General features: G+C 66.4%; 13 protein-coding genes. 7 read left to right on the top strand and 6 right to left on the bottom strand.

Features of this window, described 5'->3' with window-relative positions; genetic code table 11:
• The first annotated feature begins 84 nt into the window (after positions 1 to 84).
• Positions 85 to 1,074: an asparaginase gene (locus tag UB43_RS26645; protein WP_045217457.1), complete on the top strand. Its 990-nt coding sequence runs from the start codon at positions 85 to 87 to the stop codon at positions 1,072 to 1,074.
• A 37-nt stretch (positions 1,075 to 1,111) separates the two neighbouring features.
• On the opposite strand, the gene UB43_RS26640 is transcribed toward UB43_RS26645, so the two are convergent.
• Positions 1,112 to 1,738, bottom strand: a complete 627-nt coding sequence (locus UB43_RS26640) for a response regulator transcription factor (RefSeq protein ID WP_045217455.1) — start codon at positions 1,736 to 1,738, stop codon at positions 1,112 to 1,114.
• A gap of 265 nt (positions 1,739 to 2,003) precedes the next feature.
• Between UB43_RS26640 and hpaC the strand changes: the two genes are divergently transcribed.
• Positions 2,004 to 2,525 (top strand): 4-hydroxyphenylacetate 3-monooxygenase, reductase component, encoded by a 522-nt coding sequence (hpaC, locus tag UB43_RS26635; protein ID WP_045217452.1) that lies wholly within the window; start codon positions 2,004 to 2,006, stop codon positions 2,523 to 2,525.
• A 41-nt stretch (positions 2,526 to 2,566) separates the two neighbouring features.
• Positions 2,567 to 3,499 carry a catechol 1,2-dioxygenase gene (gene catA, locus UB43_RS26630; protein WP_045217449.1) on the top strand — a complete coding sequence of 311 codons (933 nt, stop codon included), beginning with the start codon at positions 2,567 to 2,569 and terminating at the stop codon, positions 3,497 to 3,499.
• Between the two features lie 232 nt (positions 3,500 to 3,731).
• On the opposite strand, the gene fhuB is transcribed toward catA, so the two are convergent.
• From fhuB to UB43_RS26605, 5 genes are all read right to left on the bottom strand, one after another.
• Positions 3,732 to 5,741, bottom strand: coding sequence for a Fe(3+)-hydroxamate ABC transporter permease FhuB (fhuB, locus tag UB43_RS26625; protein ID WP_045217447.1), 2,010 nt, complete (start codon positions 5,739 to 5,741; stop codon positions 3,732 to 3,734).
• Positions 5,734 to 6,639, bottom strand: coding sequence for an ABC transporter substrate-binding protein (locus UB43_RS26620; protein ID WP_052969614.1), 906 nt, complete (start codon positions 6,637 to 6,639; stop codon positions 5,734 to 5,736). Before UB43_RS26620 ends, fhuB begins: the two co-directional genes overlap by 8 nt.
• A gap of 127 nt (positions 6,640 to 6,766) precedes the next feature.
• Complete coding sequence (locus tag UB43_RS26615) at positions 6,767 to 9,163, bottom strand: TonB-dependent siderophore receptor (RefSeq protein ID WP_045217445.1); 2,397 nt, start codon at positions 9,161 to 9,163, stop codon at positions 6,767 to 6,769.
• Positions 9,164 to 9,316: 153 nt separating this feature from the next.
• Positions 9,317 to 11,005 (bottom strand): cyclic peptide export ABC transporter, encoded by a 1,689-nt coding sequence (locus UB43_RS26610; protein WP_045217442.1) that lies wholly within the window; start codon positions 11,003 to 11,005, stop codon positions 9,317 to 9,319.
• A 400-nt stretch (positions 11,006 to 11,405) separates the two neighbouring features.
• Positions 11,406 to 12,431 carry a FecR family protein gene (locus tag UB43_RS26605; RefSeq protein WP_045217440.1) on the bottom strand — a complete coding sequence of 342 codons (1,026 nt, stop codon included), beginning with the start codon at positions 12,429 to 12,431 and terminating at the stop codon, positions 11,406 to 11,408.
• Between the two features lie 125 nt (positions 12,432 to 12,556).
• Between UB43_RS26605 and UB43_RS26600 the strand changes: the two genes are divergently transcribed.
• The 4 genes from UB43_RS26600 (at position 12,557) to fhuF (ending at position 16,696) form a co-directional block, all read left to right on the top strand.
• Positions 12,557 to 13,063 carry a sigma-70 family RNA polymerase sigma factor gene (locus UB43_RS26600; RefSeq protein ID WP_045217438.1) on the top strand — a complete coding sequence of 169 codons (507 nt, stop codon included), beginning with the start codon at positions 12,557 to 12,559 and terminating at the stop codon, positions 13,061 to 13,063.
• Between the two features lie 427 nt (positions 13,064 to 13,490).
• Positions 13,491 to 14,825 (top strand): lysine N(6)-hydroxylase/L-ornithine N(5)-oxygenase family protein, encoded by a 1,335-nt coding sequence (locus UB43_RS26595; RefSeq protein ID WP_045217436.1) that lies wholly within the window; start codon positions 13,491 to 13,493, stop codon positions 14,823 to 14,825.
• Positions 14,826 to 14,922: 97 nt separating this feature from the next.
• A complete protein-coding gene (locus UB43_RS26590; RefSeq protein WP_045217434.1) occupies positions 14,923 to 15,909 on the top strand; it encodes a GNAT family N-acetyltransferase in 987 nt (328 codons plus the stop codon).
• Between the two features lie 31 nt (positions 15,910 to 15,940).
• Entirely contained in the window at positions 15,941 to 16,696 is a 756-nt protein-coding gene (gene fhuF / locus UB43_RS26585) for a siderophore-iron reductase FhuF (RefSeq protein ID WP_045217432.1), read from the top strand.
• Positions 16,697 to 16,890 lie beyond the last annotated feature (194 nt).

The following is a 16,890-nucleotide window of genomic DNA, read 5'->3' as shown; positions in this document are numbered from 1 at the left end:
CTCGGACCAAGGTCTGACACGCAAGGCCGGGACTTCTCCCGGCCTTGCGGTTTATCCTGTGAACTTTCCTACAAGAGCACTGGCATGCGTCGCGTGAAGAACCTCTTCGTCCTCTATACCGGCGGCACCATCGGCATGCTGCAGACCGCCGAAGGCCTGGCGCCGGCTGGCGGTTTCGAAGCGCGCATGCGCGAACAACTGCAAGGCCACGGCGAGATTCGCCTCGACTGGTCCTTCAGCGAACTGCAACCGCTGCTCGACAGCGCCAACATGACCCAGGCCAACTGGCTCGCCATGCGCGACGCCATCGTCCATGCGGTGGAGCAGGGTGGTCATGATGGAGTACTGGTGCTGCACGGCACCGACACCCTGGCTTACAGCGCTGCCGCGCTGTCGTTCCTGCTGCTGGGCCTGGACGTCCCCGTGGTGTTCAGCGGCTCCATGCAGCCGATGGGCGCGCCGGGCAGCGATGCGCCGGCGAACCTGCTGGGCGCGCTGAAGGCACTGGAATCCGGCGTCGAGCCGGGCGTCTGGCTGTATTTCAACGGTGCGATGATGCACGGCGCCCGCGTCACCAAGCTGCGCAGCGAGGCGTTCGATGCCTTCGCGGTATTGCCGCGCGAGCGCAAAGGTGAGCGTGCGACGGTGCTTCCTGGCGAACTGGATTACCGCCAGCCGCGCCAACCGGTGAACCTTGCGGTGCTGCCGCTGTTCCCCGGCCTGCGCGCCGAACACCTGCGCGCGCTGCTGGCCAGTGGCGTGCAGGCTCTGTTGCTGGAGTGCTACGGCAGCGGCACCGGTCCGTCGGACAACGAGGAGTTGCTGGAGGTATTGCGTGAGGCACACGCTCGCGGCGTGGTGCTGGCGGCGATCAGCCAGTGCCCGCAGGGCCACGTGGTATTCGACGTCTATGCCGCCGGCAGTCGCCTGCGCGATGCGGGCCTGGTGTCCGGCGGCGGCATGACCCGCGAAGCGGCGCTGGGCAAGCTGTTCAGCCTGATCGGCAGCGGTCTGGCGCCGGCCGAGACTCAGCGCCTGTTCGCCCTCGACCTGTGCGGCGAACGCGTCGACTGATCGACCGGTCGATTTACCGACAGGAAGTGCGCCCCGCTCAGGGGCGCGACTCTTCCACCGGCACGTTGAGCACCTCGCGTACCAGCATGGCGATGCTGCTCACGCCCATCTTTTCCTTGATCTTGGTGCGGTGCACATCGACTGTCTTGACGCTGATGTTCAGCTCGCGGGCGATGACCTTGCTGGCCTTGCCGTCCACCACCATCATCAGGATTTCCCGTTCCCGCCCGGTGAGCAGGTCGAGCTTGTGCTGCAGGTTCTGCTTCTGCTCCTGGCCCGCGTGCACCTGCACCGCGCTTTTCAGCGCCGCCTGGATGCGATCGAGCATCTGCTGCGGGTTGTAGGGCTTCTCGACGAAATCCAGCGCGCCGTTCTTCATCGCCTTCACCGACATCGGGATATCGCCATGGGCGGTGACGAAGATGGTCGGCAGGGCGATGCCCTTGTCGTTGAGCATTTCCTGCAGCTGGAAGCCGCTGGTCTCGGGCATGCGCACGTCGAGCACCAGGCAGGCGGGGAGTCTGGGGTCGTATTCGCGCAGGAACTCCTCGGCGCCGCCGTAGCACAGCGATTCGATGCTGACCGATTCGAGCAGCCAGGCGAGGGAGGTGCGCAGGTCCTTGTCGTCGTCGACGATGTAGACCACGGGTTTTCTAGCATCCATCAGGCGTTGCCACTTTCTTTTTTATCGTTGTAGAGCTGCACGTAGGCCGCGTACGCCGGGCTTTGGTCCGGTCGCCGCAATGGCATGTCCCGGAGCATACCCATAGTCGGCGATGCTGACGATAAAGAAACCACCTACATGACTAGCGGCCACCACCCTCTGGCGTGGTAATCGTCTGAATGTTTCGCACCTTGGCGCTGCCCTACGCTGGCCCCCTACAAGAAAGGCCGGGCGTGCCGGCCACTCCAGCACAAGGGGCGAAGAAATGGCCAATACCCTCAGCCAGACCCAGATCGACTTCCGTAACGCCATGGCGCAGCTGCCGGCGGCGGTGAACATCATCACCACCAACGGCCCGGAAGGCCGCTGCGGCATCACCGCCAGCGCGGTCTGCTCGGTCACCGATTCGCCGCCCACCGTGCTGGTCTGCGTCAATCGCGGCAGCGCTACCCACGATGTGTTCCGCAGCAACGGCCACCTGTGCGTCAACGTGCTGTGCGGCGAGCAGGAAGAGCTGGCCAAGCACTTCGCCGGGATGACCAAGGTGTCCATGGAAGAGCGCTTCACCTGGGATCTCTGGGATGACGGCTACGCCGGCCTGCCGGTGCTGCGCCAGGCGCTGGTCAGCCTGGAAGGGCGCATCAGCGACTGCAAGGAAGTCGGCTCGCACACCGTGATGTTCGTCGAGCTGGAAAAGGTCGCAGTGCGCGAGCGCCAGGACAGCCTGGTGTACTTCAACCGCGTGTTCCATCGCGTCGACCGCGAAGCCGAGCGCTGCGCGAGCTGATTCCCTGATGACCCCGAAAACAACAAGAACGAGGTGACAACGTGACCCTGAAGATTTCCCAGACTGCCGACATCCAGAAGTTCTTCGAAGAAGCCAGCGGCGCCTTGAACGACCAGGGCAACCCGCGGGTGAAGAACCTCGTCCTGCGCATCCTGCAGGACACCGCGAAGCTCATCGAAGACATGAACGTCACCCCCGACGAGTTCTGGAAGGCGGTGGACTACCTCAACCGCCTCGGCGCGCGCCAGGAAGCCGGGCTGGTCGTGGCCGGCCTGGGCATCGAGCACTACCTCGACCTGCTGCTGGACGCCCAGGACGCGGCGGTGGGCATTGAAGGCGGCACCCCGCGCACCATCGAAGGCCCGCTGTACGTGGCCGGCGCGCCGCTGTCCGAAGGCGAGGCGCGCATGGATGATGGAAAAGACGCCGGCACCGTGATGTTCCTCTCCGGCCGCGTGTTCGACCTCGACGGCAAGCCGCTGGCCGGTGCCGTGGTCGATCTCTGGCACGCCAACACCAAGGGCACCTACTCGTACTTCGACAGCACCCAGTCCGAATTCAACCTGCGCCGGCGCATCGTCACCGACGCCGAGGGTCGCTACCAGGCCCGCAGCATCGTGCCCAGCGGCTATGGCTGCCCGCCGGACGGCCCGACCCAGGAGCTGCTCAACCAGCTCGGCCGCCACGGCCAGCGCCCGGCGCACATTCACTTCTTCATTTCCGCGCCGGGGCATCGCCACCTGACCACGCAGATCAACCTGGCCGGTGACCAGTACCTGTGGGACGACTTTGCCTACGCCACCCGCGACGGGCTGATCGGCGAGGTGCGTTTCGTCGAGGACGCGGCTGCCGCCAAGGCGCGCGGTGTGGAAGGGCGCTTCGCCGAGATCGAGTTCGACTTCCAGCTGCAGCAGGCCGTCAGTGCCGGCGCCGAAGATCGCAGCAATCGCCCCCGCGCGCTGCAGGACGCCTGACGCTGCACCTGTAGGAGCGAGCTTGCTCGCGAACCCTCCCTGCGCCGGAGCGGCCGGGAAACGCGGTTCGCGAGCAAGCTCGCTCCCACGAAAAGCCTGCAACCGACTGCATCCGCGACGCTCCGGCGCCGGGCTGTCGCGGGCATGGCCCGCTCCTACATGCCAGCCCCTGTAGGAGCGGGCCATGCCCGCGAACGGCGGACAAGGTCCGCGGTGACCAACCGCGCCCGTGTCAGCCGCGCCGCTCCCGATGCATCAGCCAGAGGAAGTACGGGCAGCCGATGAACGCCGCCAGCAGTCCCGCCGAGACTGGCCAGGGATAGGCGATGTTCCGCCCCAGCCAGTCCGCCACCACCATGATCAAGGCTCCGGCCAGCGCGCTCAGCAGCAATTGCGGCGCGGCGCGGCGTACGCCCAGGTGGCGGGCGATGTGCGGGCCGATCAGGCCGACGAAGCTCAGTGGGCCGACGATGATGGTGGCGGTAGCGGTCAACACGGCAGCGGTCAGCAGGATTGCCAGGTGAGCCCCCCGCAACCGCAAGCCCAGCGCGGTGGCGGTGCCGTTGCCCAGGGTCAGCAGGTCCAGCGGGCGAGCCAGCAGCAGGCTGATGCCGATCATCAGCGCTCCGACGACCAGGCCGGTGCTCGCGGACGTTACATCCACCTGATAGGTCGATCCGGTCATCCAGCTCATCATCGCCGTCATGCGCGGGTCGCCGCTGGCCAGCAGCAGGGTGCTCAGCGAGTGCAGCAAGGTGGTCAGGCACACGCCGGTCAACAGCAGCCGCTCGGCGTTGAAGGTCTTGCGCCAGGCGAACCACAGCAGCAGGCCGAGGGTCAGCAGCGCGCCGATGCTGGCAGCCGGCACCATGTAGGCCTGCGGCTGCGGCATCACCAGGAACAGCACCAGCACGGCGATGGCCGCGCCGGACGTGGCGCCGAGGACTTCCGGGCTGGCCATGGGGTTGCCGGTCAGGCGCTGCACCAGCAGGCCCGCCACGGCGAGCATGGCACCGGCGGCGAGCGAGCCGAGCACGCGCGGCAGGCGCCATTGCGCGATGGCGTCGCTGAGCCCGGCGTCGCCCCAGTGCCAGCCGTTGGCGTCTACCGCGAAATAGATCGCCGGCAGCGTCAGCAAGGCGAGCAGGATGGCCATGCCGATGATCAGCCGCCACGGATACTCCCGCTGCGGCCTGGCCGGCGCCGGGCGCGGGACGATGCCGCCGCTGCGCTGACGGCTGAGCAGCCACAGCAGCAGTGGCACGCTGAAAATGCCGGTGAGGATGCCTGCGGGAATTTCCCCGGCGAAGCGCGACAGTTCGCGGGCGATCTGGTCGACCACGCAGAGCAGCGCAGCCCCCAGCAATGGTGCCCAGATCAACCGCTGTTTGAGCGTGCGCGCGCCGCATAGCCGGGCAATGGCTGGCGCGGCAAGGCCGACGAAAGCCAGCATGCCCACGGCGCTGGTGACGAACGCGCTCAGCGCCACGGCCACGGCGAGACCGAGCACGCGGGTGCGGCGCAGGTTGACGCCCACCGCCGCCGCGCCTTCGTCTTCCAGGCCCAACGCGGCCAGCGGACGCACCATCAGCAGGGCAATGACCATGGCCACCGCCAGGCGCGGGGCGAGGTAAAGGGCACCGTCCCAGCCGCTCTGGTTCAGCGAGCCGGCCTGCCAGAGCAGCAGGTCGATCAGGTAGTCGTGGTTGAACAGCACCAGCAGGGCGTTGAGCGACACGCAGTAAAGGCTGATGACCATGCCGGCGAGGATGAAGCGCAGCGGCGACAGGGTGCGGCCCCAGGCGAAGGCGAACAGCAGACAGGTCGCCAGCGCCGCACCGGCCAGGGTGACGGCTTCCAGGCCATGCACGAGCAAGGTGGGAGCGAAGATGGTGGCGGCCGACAGGGCGAGGTTGGCGCCGGCGGACACACCGAGGGTCACCGGCTCCGCCAGCGGGTTGCGCAGAATCTGCTGGAACAGCGTGCCGGCCAGGGCCAGCGCGGCCCCGGCCATCAGGCTCACCGCCAGGCGCGGGAAGAAGCTGAAGTGCAGCAGCACCTGGCGCACATCGTCCAGGTCCGGCGACCACAGCGCCTGCCACCAAAGGTCGCGGGGCAGGGCGCCTTGCAGGCCATGGAAGACCAGCAGGCCAGCGAGGATCGCCAGCAACAGCGTGCAGATCGCCGGACCCAGCGGCAGGCCGTTGCGCGGGGCCGCGAGGCCGAGGGTCGATTCAGGCATGGGCGATCTCCGTGGCGCTGTCCAGGTAGGCCGCGATGCGTTCGGCGAGGTCGAGCACCGAAGCGGCGCCGGCGTAGGGGTAGAAGCGCTGCAGTGTCAGGGTATGGCCCTGGCGCACGGCGGGCAGGTTGGCCCAGAGGTCGTTGGGCTGCCGCAGGCTCTGCAGACGCGCGGAGGTGGTGGGGATGTCGACGTAGACCAGGTGCGCGTCCGGGCGCTCGGCCAGCCGCTCGATGCTGACCATGGCCAGCCCCACCGGGCCGACCGGTCCCTGCCAGGCATTCTCGACGCCGAGGCGGTCGAGCACGTCCTGCACCATGCTGTTCCTGCCGTAGACGGCCGCGTGGCGGCCATCCTGGTTGAGCACGGCGACGCATACCGGCGGCAGCGCGCGGTTCGCCAGCTTCGCGCGCAGTTCGGCCAGGCGCTGCTCGCCCGCGCTGATGTAATCGGCGGCGACCTGTTCGACGCCCAGCCGCCGCGCCAGGTCGTTCATGAAGTCGGTAGTGGCTTTCCAGGCGCCCTCGGGCGCGGGGTAGATGGCGACCTTTTCGGTCGGCGCAATGCCGTTGAGTCGTCGCTGCAAGGTCGGGGTCATCGGATCGCTGAGGATCAGTTGCGGTTGCAGTTGCTGGATCAGTTCGAGATTCGGTTCCCAGTACGGGCCCACGTCACGCACGCTGTCGGGCAAGGCCAGGGTGGGCATGCGCACCCGGTAGTAGCGGTCGTCGGAAATCGCCAGGGGCGGCACACCCAGGGTCAGCAGTGTCTCGGCGGCCACCCAGTTGAGCGCGACGATCCGCGTCAGGCGCTCGCCGGCAAAAACCGGCAGACCGGAGGCGCAGGCCAGCCCGCCGATGGCGAGGCCCTGCAGCAGATGGCGACGGGTGAGGGACATGCACTACTCCTCGCTTGAAACGACAGGCTTCTGAAACAACAGGCTTCTGAAACAACAAAGGGCTCCCTGCGAACAGGGAGCCCGGCGAAGCGGATGGCGACGGGTGCGGCCGCCGCCATCGACCGGCTTACCAGCTGTACTTCACGCTGGTCATGACGGTGCGGCGCAGGCCCGGGTAGCAGGAGATCGGGCTGTCGCAGGTGGCGGCGTATTCCTCGTCCAGCAGGTTCTGCGCGTTCACCGAGAGGGTCACGTTCTTGTTCAGCGGGTAGCTCACGCCGGCGTCGAACAGGGTGTAGTTGTCGACGTGGTAGGTGTTGGCGTTGTTGCCGTAGAGCGAGCCGGTGTAGCGCACGCCGCCGCCGATGGAGAGGCCGTCGACCGCGCCTTCGTGGAAGGTGTAGTTCAGCCAGCCGTTGGCCATGTGCTCGGGCACGTTGGCCGGGCGGTTGCCCTCGTTGGCGTCGTTGCTCTTGGTGATCTTGGCCTTGGTGTAGGTGTACGAGGCCAGCAGGTCCCAGTTCTGGTCCAGCTTGGCTTTCAGTTCGGCCTCGATGCCGCGCGAACGCTGCTCGCCGGTGGCCTCGCTGAAGCCGGTGGGCACGCCGTTGGCGTTGAGCTGGTTGGTGAGGATGTTTTCCTTGGTCAGCTCGTAGGCGGCCAGGGTGATCAGCAGGGTTTCGTCCGGCTGGAACTTCACGCCCGCTTCGTACTGGTGGGCTTCGCTGGCCTTGAAGGCGCTGCCGTCGGAGCTGATGCCGGTGTTGGGCACGAAGGACTCGGAATAGCTGACGTAGGGCGCCAGGCCGAAGTCGGTCAGGTAGGTCAGGCCGACGCGGCCGGTGAAGGCGTTGTCCTTCTGCATGCTGTGGGCGCCGACGTGGTTGTCCAGGTCATTGCGCACATAGTCGTAGCGGCCGCCGGCGGTGAGGATCCAGTGATCGTCGAACTTGACCTGGTCCTGCAGGTAGGCGCCGATCTGCTCGATGTTCTGGTCGTAGTCGATCGCCTGGCCGGCGAGGGTGGTGCCCTTGGTCGGACGCGGCACGCTCTGGCCGTACACCGGGTTATCCAGGTTCAGCGACGGGCCCAGGGTACGCCAGCGGGCGATATTGGCGTCCTGCCAGCTGTAGTCCGCGCCCATCAACAGGGTGTGCTTGAAGGCGCCGGTGTCGAAGTTGGCCTGCAGCTGGTTGTCCAGGTTGAAGGTGTCCATGTGCTGGTCGAAGCGATCCGCGGTGCGGATGATGTTCCGACCGACCTGCAGCTGCGGCAGCAGGTTGGCGAAGATCAGGTCGACCTGGCCATAACGCGCGTTCTGGCGGAATTCCCAGGTGTCGTTGAGGCGATGGCGAAACTCGTAGCCCAGGGTGTACTGGTCCTGGTCGAAGTGGTTGTAGTTGTGGTCACCGAGCAGGGTGCCGGTGGGGTGGCCGTTGACGCTGTAGTCGAAGATCGAGCCGGAGTTGCGGTCCCGCAGGAAGTCGGTGAGGACGGTCAGGCTGGTGTCTTCGTCCGGCGCCCAGGTGAAGGACGGGGCGATGTAGTAGCGGTCGTCCTCGACCTCGTGGCCGTCGTCGTATTCGGCCTGGGTGTTGGCGTCGCGGGCCAGGCCCACCACGCGGTAGAGGAACTGGTTCTGGTCGTCCAGCGCGCCGCCGAGGTCGAACTGGCCCTGCTTGCGGTCATGGTTGCCGCCAGTCAGTTCGACTTCGTTGATGTGGTTGGCGGTGGGCTTCTTGCTCACGCGGTTGACGATGCCGCCAGCGTCGCCCAGGCCGAACAGGCTCGAGGACGGACCACGGACCACGTCGATGCGCTCGAAGGCATAGGGCTCGCTGCGAAAGAAGGCGTAGCTGTTGTTCTGCTGACGCAGGCCGTTGAGGTAGTCGCTGGTGGCCTGGGCGTTGAAGCCACGGATGTACATCCAGTCGAAGCCTTTCGGGTCCAGGCCATAGGCTTCCACCTTGACGCCGGGCACGTAGCGCAGCGCTTCGGTCACGGTCTGGGCGCCCTGGGCGTCCATCTGCTTGCGGGTGATCACCGAGATCGACTGGGGGATTTCCAGCAGCGGGGTGTCGGTCTTGCTGCCGCTGTTGGAGGTGCGCGGCACGTAGCTGTCTTCGCCTTCGACGGTGCCGGTGATGACCTGGGCGGACATGTTCAGGGTGTCGCCGCTGGCGGAGTCGGCGCCCAGCAGGGTCACGCGGCTGCCTTCCACCTGGTACTTGATGCCGGTGCCCTGCAGCAGGCGCTCCAGCGCCTGGGCGGGCTCCATCTCGCCGCGCACGCCGGGGGCGCGCAGGTTCTGCACCTGGCTCTGGTTGAAGACGATCTGCAGGTTCGACTGCGCGCCCAGGCTGGTGAGGGCGGAAGCCAGGGACTGGGCCGGGATGTCGATGCGAACCGGGGCGGCCTCGACGGCGGAAGCCGCCAGGACCATTCCCAGGGCGGTGGCGCGGACCAGGCGCGCCAGGGGCTTCACCTTGTGCCGGGGTTGCAGCGCAGTGCGGGTGCGACTCACTTGTTTAGCTCCTATGATCTTAATGCAGTTTCTAATAAGAATGATTCAGCTTTATGTGACGCGCCGGCTGGAAAAAACCGGAAAAATCCGTTCGATCTTTTTGTTGCTGAGTGACGGCTCGCTGGAAAGGGCGGCCATCCGGGCCGCCGGCCGTCAATGCATCGCCATGCCGGAACCGCCCCGCGGCGCCGCGGCGCGATGGTCCTGTATCTCCACGATCTGCCCGGCGCTCATGCGCAGCAGGCGGTCGGCGACCTCGAAATAGCGGTCGTCGTGGGAGATCACGATCAGCGTCTTGCCTTGGGCGCGCAGCTCGGGCAGCAGCTCGGTGTAGAAGATGCGGCGGAATTCCGGGTCCTGGTCCGCGGCCCATTCGTCGAACACCAGCACCGGGCGTTTCTCCAGCCAGGCCTGCACCAGCGCCAGGCGCTTGCGCTGGCCGGTGGAGAGATCGGTGGTGGAGAACTCCTGGCCCTCAAGGCTGACCTTGTGGGCGATCTCCAGGCGCTCCAGGTAGCGGCCGGCTTCGGCCGGGATGTCCTGGCTGCCCTTGAGCAGGTCCTCGAAGAGGAAGTAGTCGGCGAAGATGGTGGTGAACAGCTGCCGGTAGTCGTCGCGGCTGGCGTCGCCGACCGCCGCGCCGTTGAGCAGCAGCTCGCCGCTACGCGGGGCGTAGAGGCCGAGCAGCAGCTTGATCAGGGTCGTCTTGCCACAACCGTTCTCGCCGGCGATGAAGAGGATTTCGCCACGGCTGACCTTGAGGTTCAGCGGGCCGACGCCGAAGCCACGGGTGCCGTCGTCGCTGGGGTAGTGGTAGGCCAGGTCGCGCAGCTCGATGGACTGGAACTCCAGCGGCTGGCGGCCGTCTTCCGCCAGCAGCAGGTTCGGCTCCGGCGAGGAGAAGCGCACCGACAACTCGGCGATGCGGCGGAACGCGACCTGGGCGCGGGTCACCACCGGCAACTGGCCGATCAGCCCTTCCAGCGGGCCTTTCATATACAGCAGGACCAGGATGAAGCCGGACAGCGTCGCCTGGTCGGTGCTCGGCCACAGCGACTGGTAGGCCAGCGCCACACCGATGACGATGAAGAACAGCGTGGAACCGAAGCCCTTGGCGACGTTGAACAGGTTGATCGAGCGCAGCTGGATGTCGCAGATCTCGTCGGCGGTGCCCTGCAGGCGCTCGCTGTAGTGCTGGAAGCGGCGCGGACGGCTGATGCGCAGCTCCTTGGCGCCCTCGGCGATGGCGCGGTAGTGCTTCTGCAGCTCGTCTTCCTTGTCCCGTGCCTCGAAGAACCCCTTGATGCCCTTGGCCCGCGCGACGTACTGCACGGCGCTGCCGACGACGATGGCGATAGCGGTGGCGAGGAACATCGGCGGCGACAGCCAGGCCAGGTAGCCCAGGCAGCCGAGTGTGGTGGTCAGGGCCACCGCCAGTGGCGCGAAGGCGAAGGCGAAGTCGCTGATGGTGTCGATGTCGTGGGTCAGCACCGGGATCAGCCGATGGCTGCGGTAGCGCTCGATCTGCTCGATGGGCGCGGAAATGATCTTGCTGCCCAGGTCCTTGCGCAGCCGTGCGATCACGTGCTGGCCGACGTAGTTGGTGCCCATGTCGGAAATGATCGAGCCCAGCAGCGCCAGTGCGCACAGCCCGGCGAAACCCAGCAGTAGGCCGGCGGGCATGCCGCCCTGGGAGTGCAGGCTGTAGTTGATGGTGGCGAGCAGCGCGGTGATGGCCGAGCCGCCGAGAATCCCCAGCAGGGTGGCGGCGGTCAGCGGCAGCCAGTGCGGTCGCAGCAGTTTGAGCATTTCGCGCAGGGCGCTTGGAGCGGGTGTTGGCATCGTCTTTTCCTGGCCCCGGCCTGCCAGAGGGCAGGCCGCACAACGGGACGAGACGGCGCGCGAATCAGGAAATCATCGGCAAATCCGAATCGTTCCTATCAAGACGAACGAGCAGGAAGAAAACTGAAGAGAATTTGCGAAACTTTCGCAAGTAGGAAGGGCGCGTAGGGTGGGGCGCTTGGTCGCGGCCTCGTTCAGGAGCGGGCGCCAGGTGTTGGAGTCCTGCGGATTCCGTCTCGTTGGAGTTCGCGAGCAAGCTCGCTCCTACAGTTGCACGCTTCGCCCACGGATAGCCGTGCGCCAGCCATGTTCTGCCCGGACCTTGGGTTTTTTTGTAGGAGCGAGCTTGCTCGCGAACCCGCACGGCACGCCGCTACCCGGCCTGCCCGCGTGGCGAGTATCAGAGCTGTACGTAGCGGCTGGCGAGAACCGTGCGGCCCTGGTTGTCCTTGCGCAGTTCCAGCGGCAGGACCTTGGGCAGCGAATCCACCAGCGCCTGCAGGTCGTCCGTGCGGTAGATGCCGCCGATGCGCATGGCGGCGACCGTGGCGTCGTCGAGGAACACCGGCTGCTTGAGATAGCGGTTGATCAGCGGGATGGCCGATTGCAGGGTCAGGTCATCGATCACCAGCTTGCCTTCGATCCAGGCGATGGCGCCGGCGGGGGCGACCTGGGCAAGCTCGATGCGCTGGCTGCCCTGGCTGTAGCGCGCCTGCATGCCCGGCGTGAGCTGGGCGCTGTTGCCATCGACGCTGTCGGGCGGGCTGACCACCACCGAGCCTTCGAGCAGGGTGACCAGCATCTGGTGCGGGTCGGTCCAGACGTTGAAGCGCGTACCGGTGACCCGCACGCTGCCATTGTCGGTGTAGACGGAGAAGGGCTGCAGGGTGTCGTGGGTCACCCGGAAATACGCCTCGCCGCCGCTTTTCAGCCAGGCACTGCGGCGGTCGCGGAAGTCGGCGAAGAACAGTTGCGAGTTGCTGTTGAGCTCGACTGTCGAGCCGTCGGCCAGTTCCACCTCGCGTGCGCCAGGCTGCGCGGCGTAGTAGCCGACCTTCGAGGGCAGCCAGCCGGCTGACCAGCCTGCCGACCACACCGCGCCCATGGCCACCAGCACCCCAGCGGCCACGGCGGCGATGCGCTTGCCACTGCGTGGACGGCGAGTGCTGCGCGGGCGGGCGCCTCCCAACGGTGTCGGTGCTATCGGCATGGGTGCGACTCGCGGAGTCGGCGGCAGCAGTTCCGAGAGTTGCCAGATGTCCAGCATCGCCTGGTACTCGACCTCATGCCGCGCATCGAGCGCGAGCCATTGCGCGAACTCGGCGCGCTCGGCATCGCTGCACGCTTCGTCGTGCAGACGCGCGCACCAGTGCGCGGCTTCGGCGCTGATGCGGTCATCGTCGAGCGGGGAGGGGGAGCTGGTCATCGGGAATCTCGGTAAGGCCGTTTGCGGCCGATATCACACTTTCTTTTCGTCTTGATGCGAGTGATTATAAATAAGCCTGACTCGGACTGTCAGCAGGCGCCTGCAGCCTCGACTGTTTTCATAGGATGCCCGACGGGGTGGAAAGCGCGTTCATCCGGTATTACAAGGAACTGGTCCTGTACCTCAATCGCAGCCTTGGCGACCGCCAGGCGGCTGCCGATCTGACCCAGGAGGCCTTCCTGCGCCTGCTCGACCGCAAGGGTGACGAGCATATCGAACAACCCCGCGCATTTCTCTATCGCACGGCGGTCAATCTCAGCATCGACCTGCACCGACGCGGCCGCGTGCGCCGCACCGAAGAGCTGGAAACCCTCGACCGCGAAGGCTGCCTCGACGAACGCTGCCCGCAGGAAGAAGCCAGCCGGCAGCAGCAGCTGCAATTGCTCCAGCGTGCCCTTGGCGAGCTGCCCGAAAACTGTCGCCGCGCCTTCGTGCTGCGCAAGGTCGAAGGCTGCAGCCACGTCGAGATCGCCGAAACCATGGGCATTTCCCGCGACATGGTGGAAAAGCACATTGTCAACGCGATGAAGCATTGCCGGCTGCGGCTCAAGGCCTGGAGCGGGCAGGGCTGATACCGGTCGCTGCCTATCGCCTTTGGTTCGCGAGCAAGCTCGCTCCTACAGGGAGAGCCTGGCCGCTCTTTGTAGGAGCGAGCTTNCTCGCGAACCGCACGGCACATTACCGATCTTGTCCTTCCACATTTACATACACAGACGTACGGCCTGCGCCGGGATTTAGTCCCACGCGGCCCGCGCGTGATTTCCTGCACTTCATGCCCGCCGTCATTCTGAAATTTCCATGACTTAGTGAGAATCATTCTAAATTTCCCGAGGCCTGTCTCGTCTCTCCAGATAACGCGCTATCGACAGCGCAAATCATGGGCGACACGCAGGAGCGAGCGCCGACCGCCGGATGGCGGGGCGCTCCGGGCAGAGCAGTAAGCCGCCGACTCCTGCGCGGTCAAGCCCCACGGCCATCGCGACACAGGACATTGGCACCATGACCCAGATGATCACCCCGACCTACGACGTGCTCGGCATCGGTTTCGGCCCCTCCAACCTGGCGCTGGCGATCGCCCTGCAGGAGCAGGCGCGACGCGAGGGTCGCCACTACCATGCGCTGTTCCTCGACAAGCAGGCGGATTACCGCTGGCACGGCAACACCCTGGTGGCGCAGAGCGAGCTGCAGATTTCCTTCCTCAAGGACCTGGTGACCCTGCGCAACCCCACCAGCCCGTACAGCTTCGTCAATTACCTGCACGCGATGGGCCGGCTGATCGACTTCACCAACCTGGGCACCTTCTACCCGTGCCGCATGGAGTACAACGACTACCTGCGCTGGGTCAGCGACCAGTTCGCTGAGCAGCGCGTCTGCGGCGAGACGGTCAGCCGCGTGGAGCCGGTGCAGGGCCCGGACGGCGTCGAGCTGGTCAAGGTGCTGTCCACCGACGCCCGCGGCCATGAGCGCTTCCGCCTGGCGCGCAGCGTGGTGGTGAGCACCGGCGGCACGCCGCGCTTCCCGTCGGCCTTCAGCCACCTGCGTGACGACCCGCGTGTGTTTCACCACGCCCGTTACCTGGAATGCATGGCCAAACAGCGCTGCAACCAGAACGAGCCGATGCGCATCGCGGTAATCGGCGGCGGGCAGAGCGCGGCGGAAGCCTTCATCGACCTGAACGACAGCTTCCCCTCGGTGCAAGTCGACATGGTCCTGCGCGCGGCCGTGCTCAAGCCGGCAGACGACAGCCCCTTCGTCAACGAAATCTTCGCCCCGCGCTACACCGACCTGGTGTTCAACGAGCCCAAGGCCGAGCGCGAGAAGCTGATCCAGGAGTTCCACAACACCAACTACTCGGTGGTGGACCTGGATCTGATCGAGCGCATCTACGGCATCTTCTACCGCCAGAAAGTGGCCGGCGTGGACCGCCATGCCTTCCTCTGCCGCCGCAATGTAGAAGCCGCCAAGGCCGACGCCGACGGCATCGAGCTGACCCTGCGCGACAGCGCCACCGACGCGGTGGAAACCCACCGCTATGACGCGGTGATCCTCGCCACCGGCTACGAGCGCAAATCGCACCGCGAACTGCTCGCACCGCTGCAGGACTACCTGGGCGACTTCGAAGTGGGCCGGGACTACCGCGTGCTGGCCGACGAGCGCCTACATGCCGGCATCTACCTGCAGGGCTTCACCCAGGACAGCCATGGCCTGAGCGACACGTTGCTATCGGTGCTGCCGATGCGCGCGCAGGAAATCGCCGCGTCGATGTTCGAACACCTGCCACCGCACGAGGCCGCGCACAAGCCGACGCGCCCGCTGACCGCGGAAAGCGCGTGATCCGCCGGCCCGGAAGCGATTTCCGGGCTGACTAAATTTCTGCCGACCCTGCTCGTCATACGGGCGGGGTCGTTGCATTCACGAAAGGGAACCCACCATGACGCCCAGTTTCTCGCTGCCGCTGCCTGATGGCCGCAAGCTCTCCGCCGACCACGGCACCCAAGGCCTGACCCTGCTGCTCGACGGCCAGCCGCTGCTGAGTGCGCAGCGCGAAGGCGAGTGCTGGCAGCTGAGTTCCGCGCCGACCCTGGAGGCGCTGTGGGCGCTGGCCTACTGGACCTTCGCTGGCGATGCGCAGAGCGAGCGGGTGCAGTTCGCCGCCGCCAACTTGCCCGCCGAAGCGCTCGAAAAAGGCCTGGTGAGCCGCGATGAAGTCGGCGGACGCCTGCAGATCGAGCGCGCCGCCTTCTGGCAACTGCCTGCTGCCTGGCACAAGGGCATCGCCAGTGCCGATTACCCGCAGGTCTATCGCATGAGCAGTGGCCGCCGTCATCCGCTGCGTGGGCCCAAGCCGCAGGGCGAGGTCTATCGCCGCTTCGATGCCAAGCTGGGCCAATGGATTTCCCTGCGCACCCTGGACATCGAGCTGGACCTGGAGCGTTTCAACCGCTGGCAGAACAGCCCGCGCGTGCTGGAGTTCTGGCAGGAAGGCGGCACCCTGGAGCAGCACCGTGCCTACCTGGAGAAAGCTGCCGCCGACCCGCACACCACCACGCTGATTGGCTGCATCGATGACGAGCCTTTCGCCTACTACGAAGCCTACTGGGCCAAGGAAGACCGCATCGCACCGTTCTACGAAGTCGGCGATTACGACCGGGGCATCCATATGCTGGTGGGCGAGGAATCCCATCGCGGCCCGCACAAGGTGGAAAGCTGGATGACCGCGCTGGTGCACTACCTGCTGCTGGACGACCCGCGCACCCAGCGCATCGTCGCCGAGCCGCGCGCCGACAACGCGAAGATGATCGGCCACATGCAGCGCCTGGGCTTCTGGCGCGAGAAGGAGTTCAACTTCCCGCACAAGCGCGCCGCGCTGATGGTGCAGAGCCGGGAAACCTTCTTCGAGCGCTGCGCCCTGTGCTGACAGAGGTTCCCTGCATGAGTGAGGGCTGCCGGTGATCGCAGCCCTGGCGCCGCTGTATTTCGGCGAGTTCGCCAGTTATCGCGAGGTGCTGGTGACCCGCGAGGATCCGCGCCCCTCGATACCGGTCCGCGCGTTGCTGGAACGGGAGATGCTCGACAGCGTGCTGCGCCGCTTCGACCCGCCCCATGCCGAGGGCGACCGGCGCGCGCTGGCTTCGCAGTGGTCCAAGTGGTACCTGGTACGCCTCATTCCGCCGGTGGTGGCTGCCGCGCTCGTGCTCGGTCGCACGCTGCCGCTGGCGTTCGATGACGTTGAAGTGGTGCTGGACGCCCAGGGCATTCCCCAGGCGTTCAAGCTGCCAGGGGAGGGCGGGCCTTTCGCCGCGCCGCCGGGCGACCCGTTCCAGCGCTTCGCCCATTTGCTGGAAGGCCACCTGCAACCCTTCATCCAGAGCCTCGCCACCGAGGCGCGCCTGTCGCCCAAGGTGTTGTGGAGCAACGCCGGCAACTACTTCGAGTGGTTCATCGGCGAGATGGGCAAGCTGCCGCCGCTGGCCCCGATGCTGGGCCACGGCCGCGAGCTGCTGGAGACCGAGCGCCGTCCGGACGGCACGCGCAATCCGCTGTTCAAGCCGATCCAGTATGTCGAGGTGTCCTGCGCGCAGCGCCCGGACGGGCTCTGGCGGCAACGCCGGACGTGCTGCATTCGCTACCGACTGGGCGCCATCGGAAACTGCGACAATTGCCCGCTGATCGACGAGCCGCCGGCCGAGCTGAGCGATCTTTAAAACCGACGTCTGCGGATGCCTTGTTCGCGAGCGGGCAGGCGCGATACATCGTTTCCCTGTAGGAGCGGGCCCTGCCCGCGAGCGGCGTTTCCGCTCACACGGGGATCAGGGTGGCGCAAGAACGTAGGATGGTGTGGAGCGCAGCGATACCCATCGATATCCGCGCACCCTGTAGGAGCGCCCCATGGGCGCGA

The organism is Pseudomonas sp. 21 (genome assembly GCF_000955805.1).
Classification (GTDB): domain Bacteria; phylum Pseudomonadota; class Gammaproteobacteria; order Pseudomonadales; family Pseudomonadaceae; genus Pseudomonas.
Note: the sequence above shows the minus strand (reverse complement) of the source record. Positions and strands in the feature narration are given on the sequence as shown.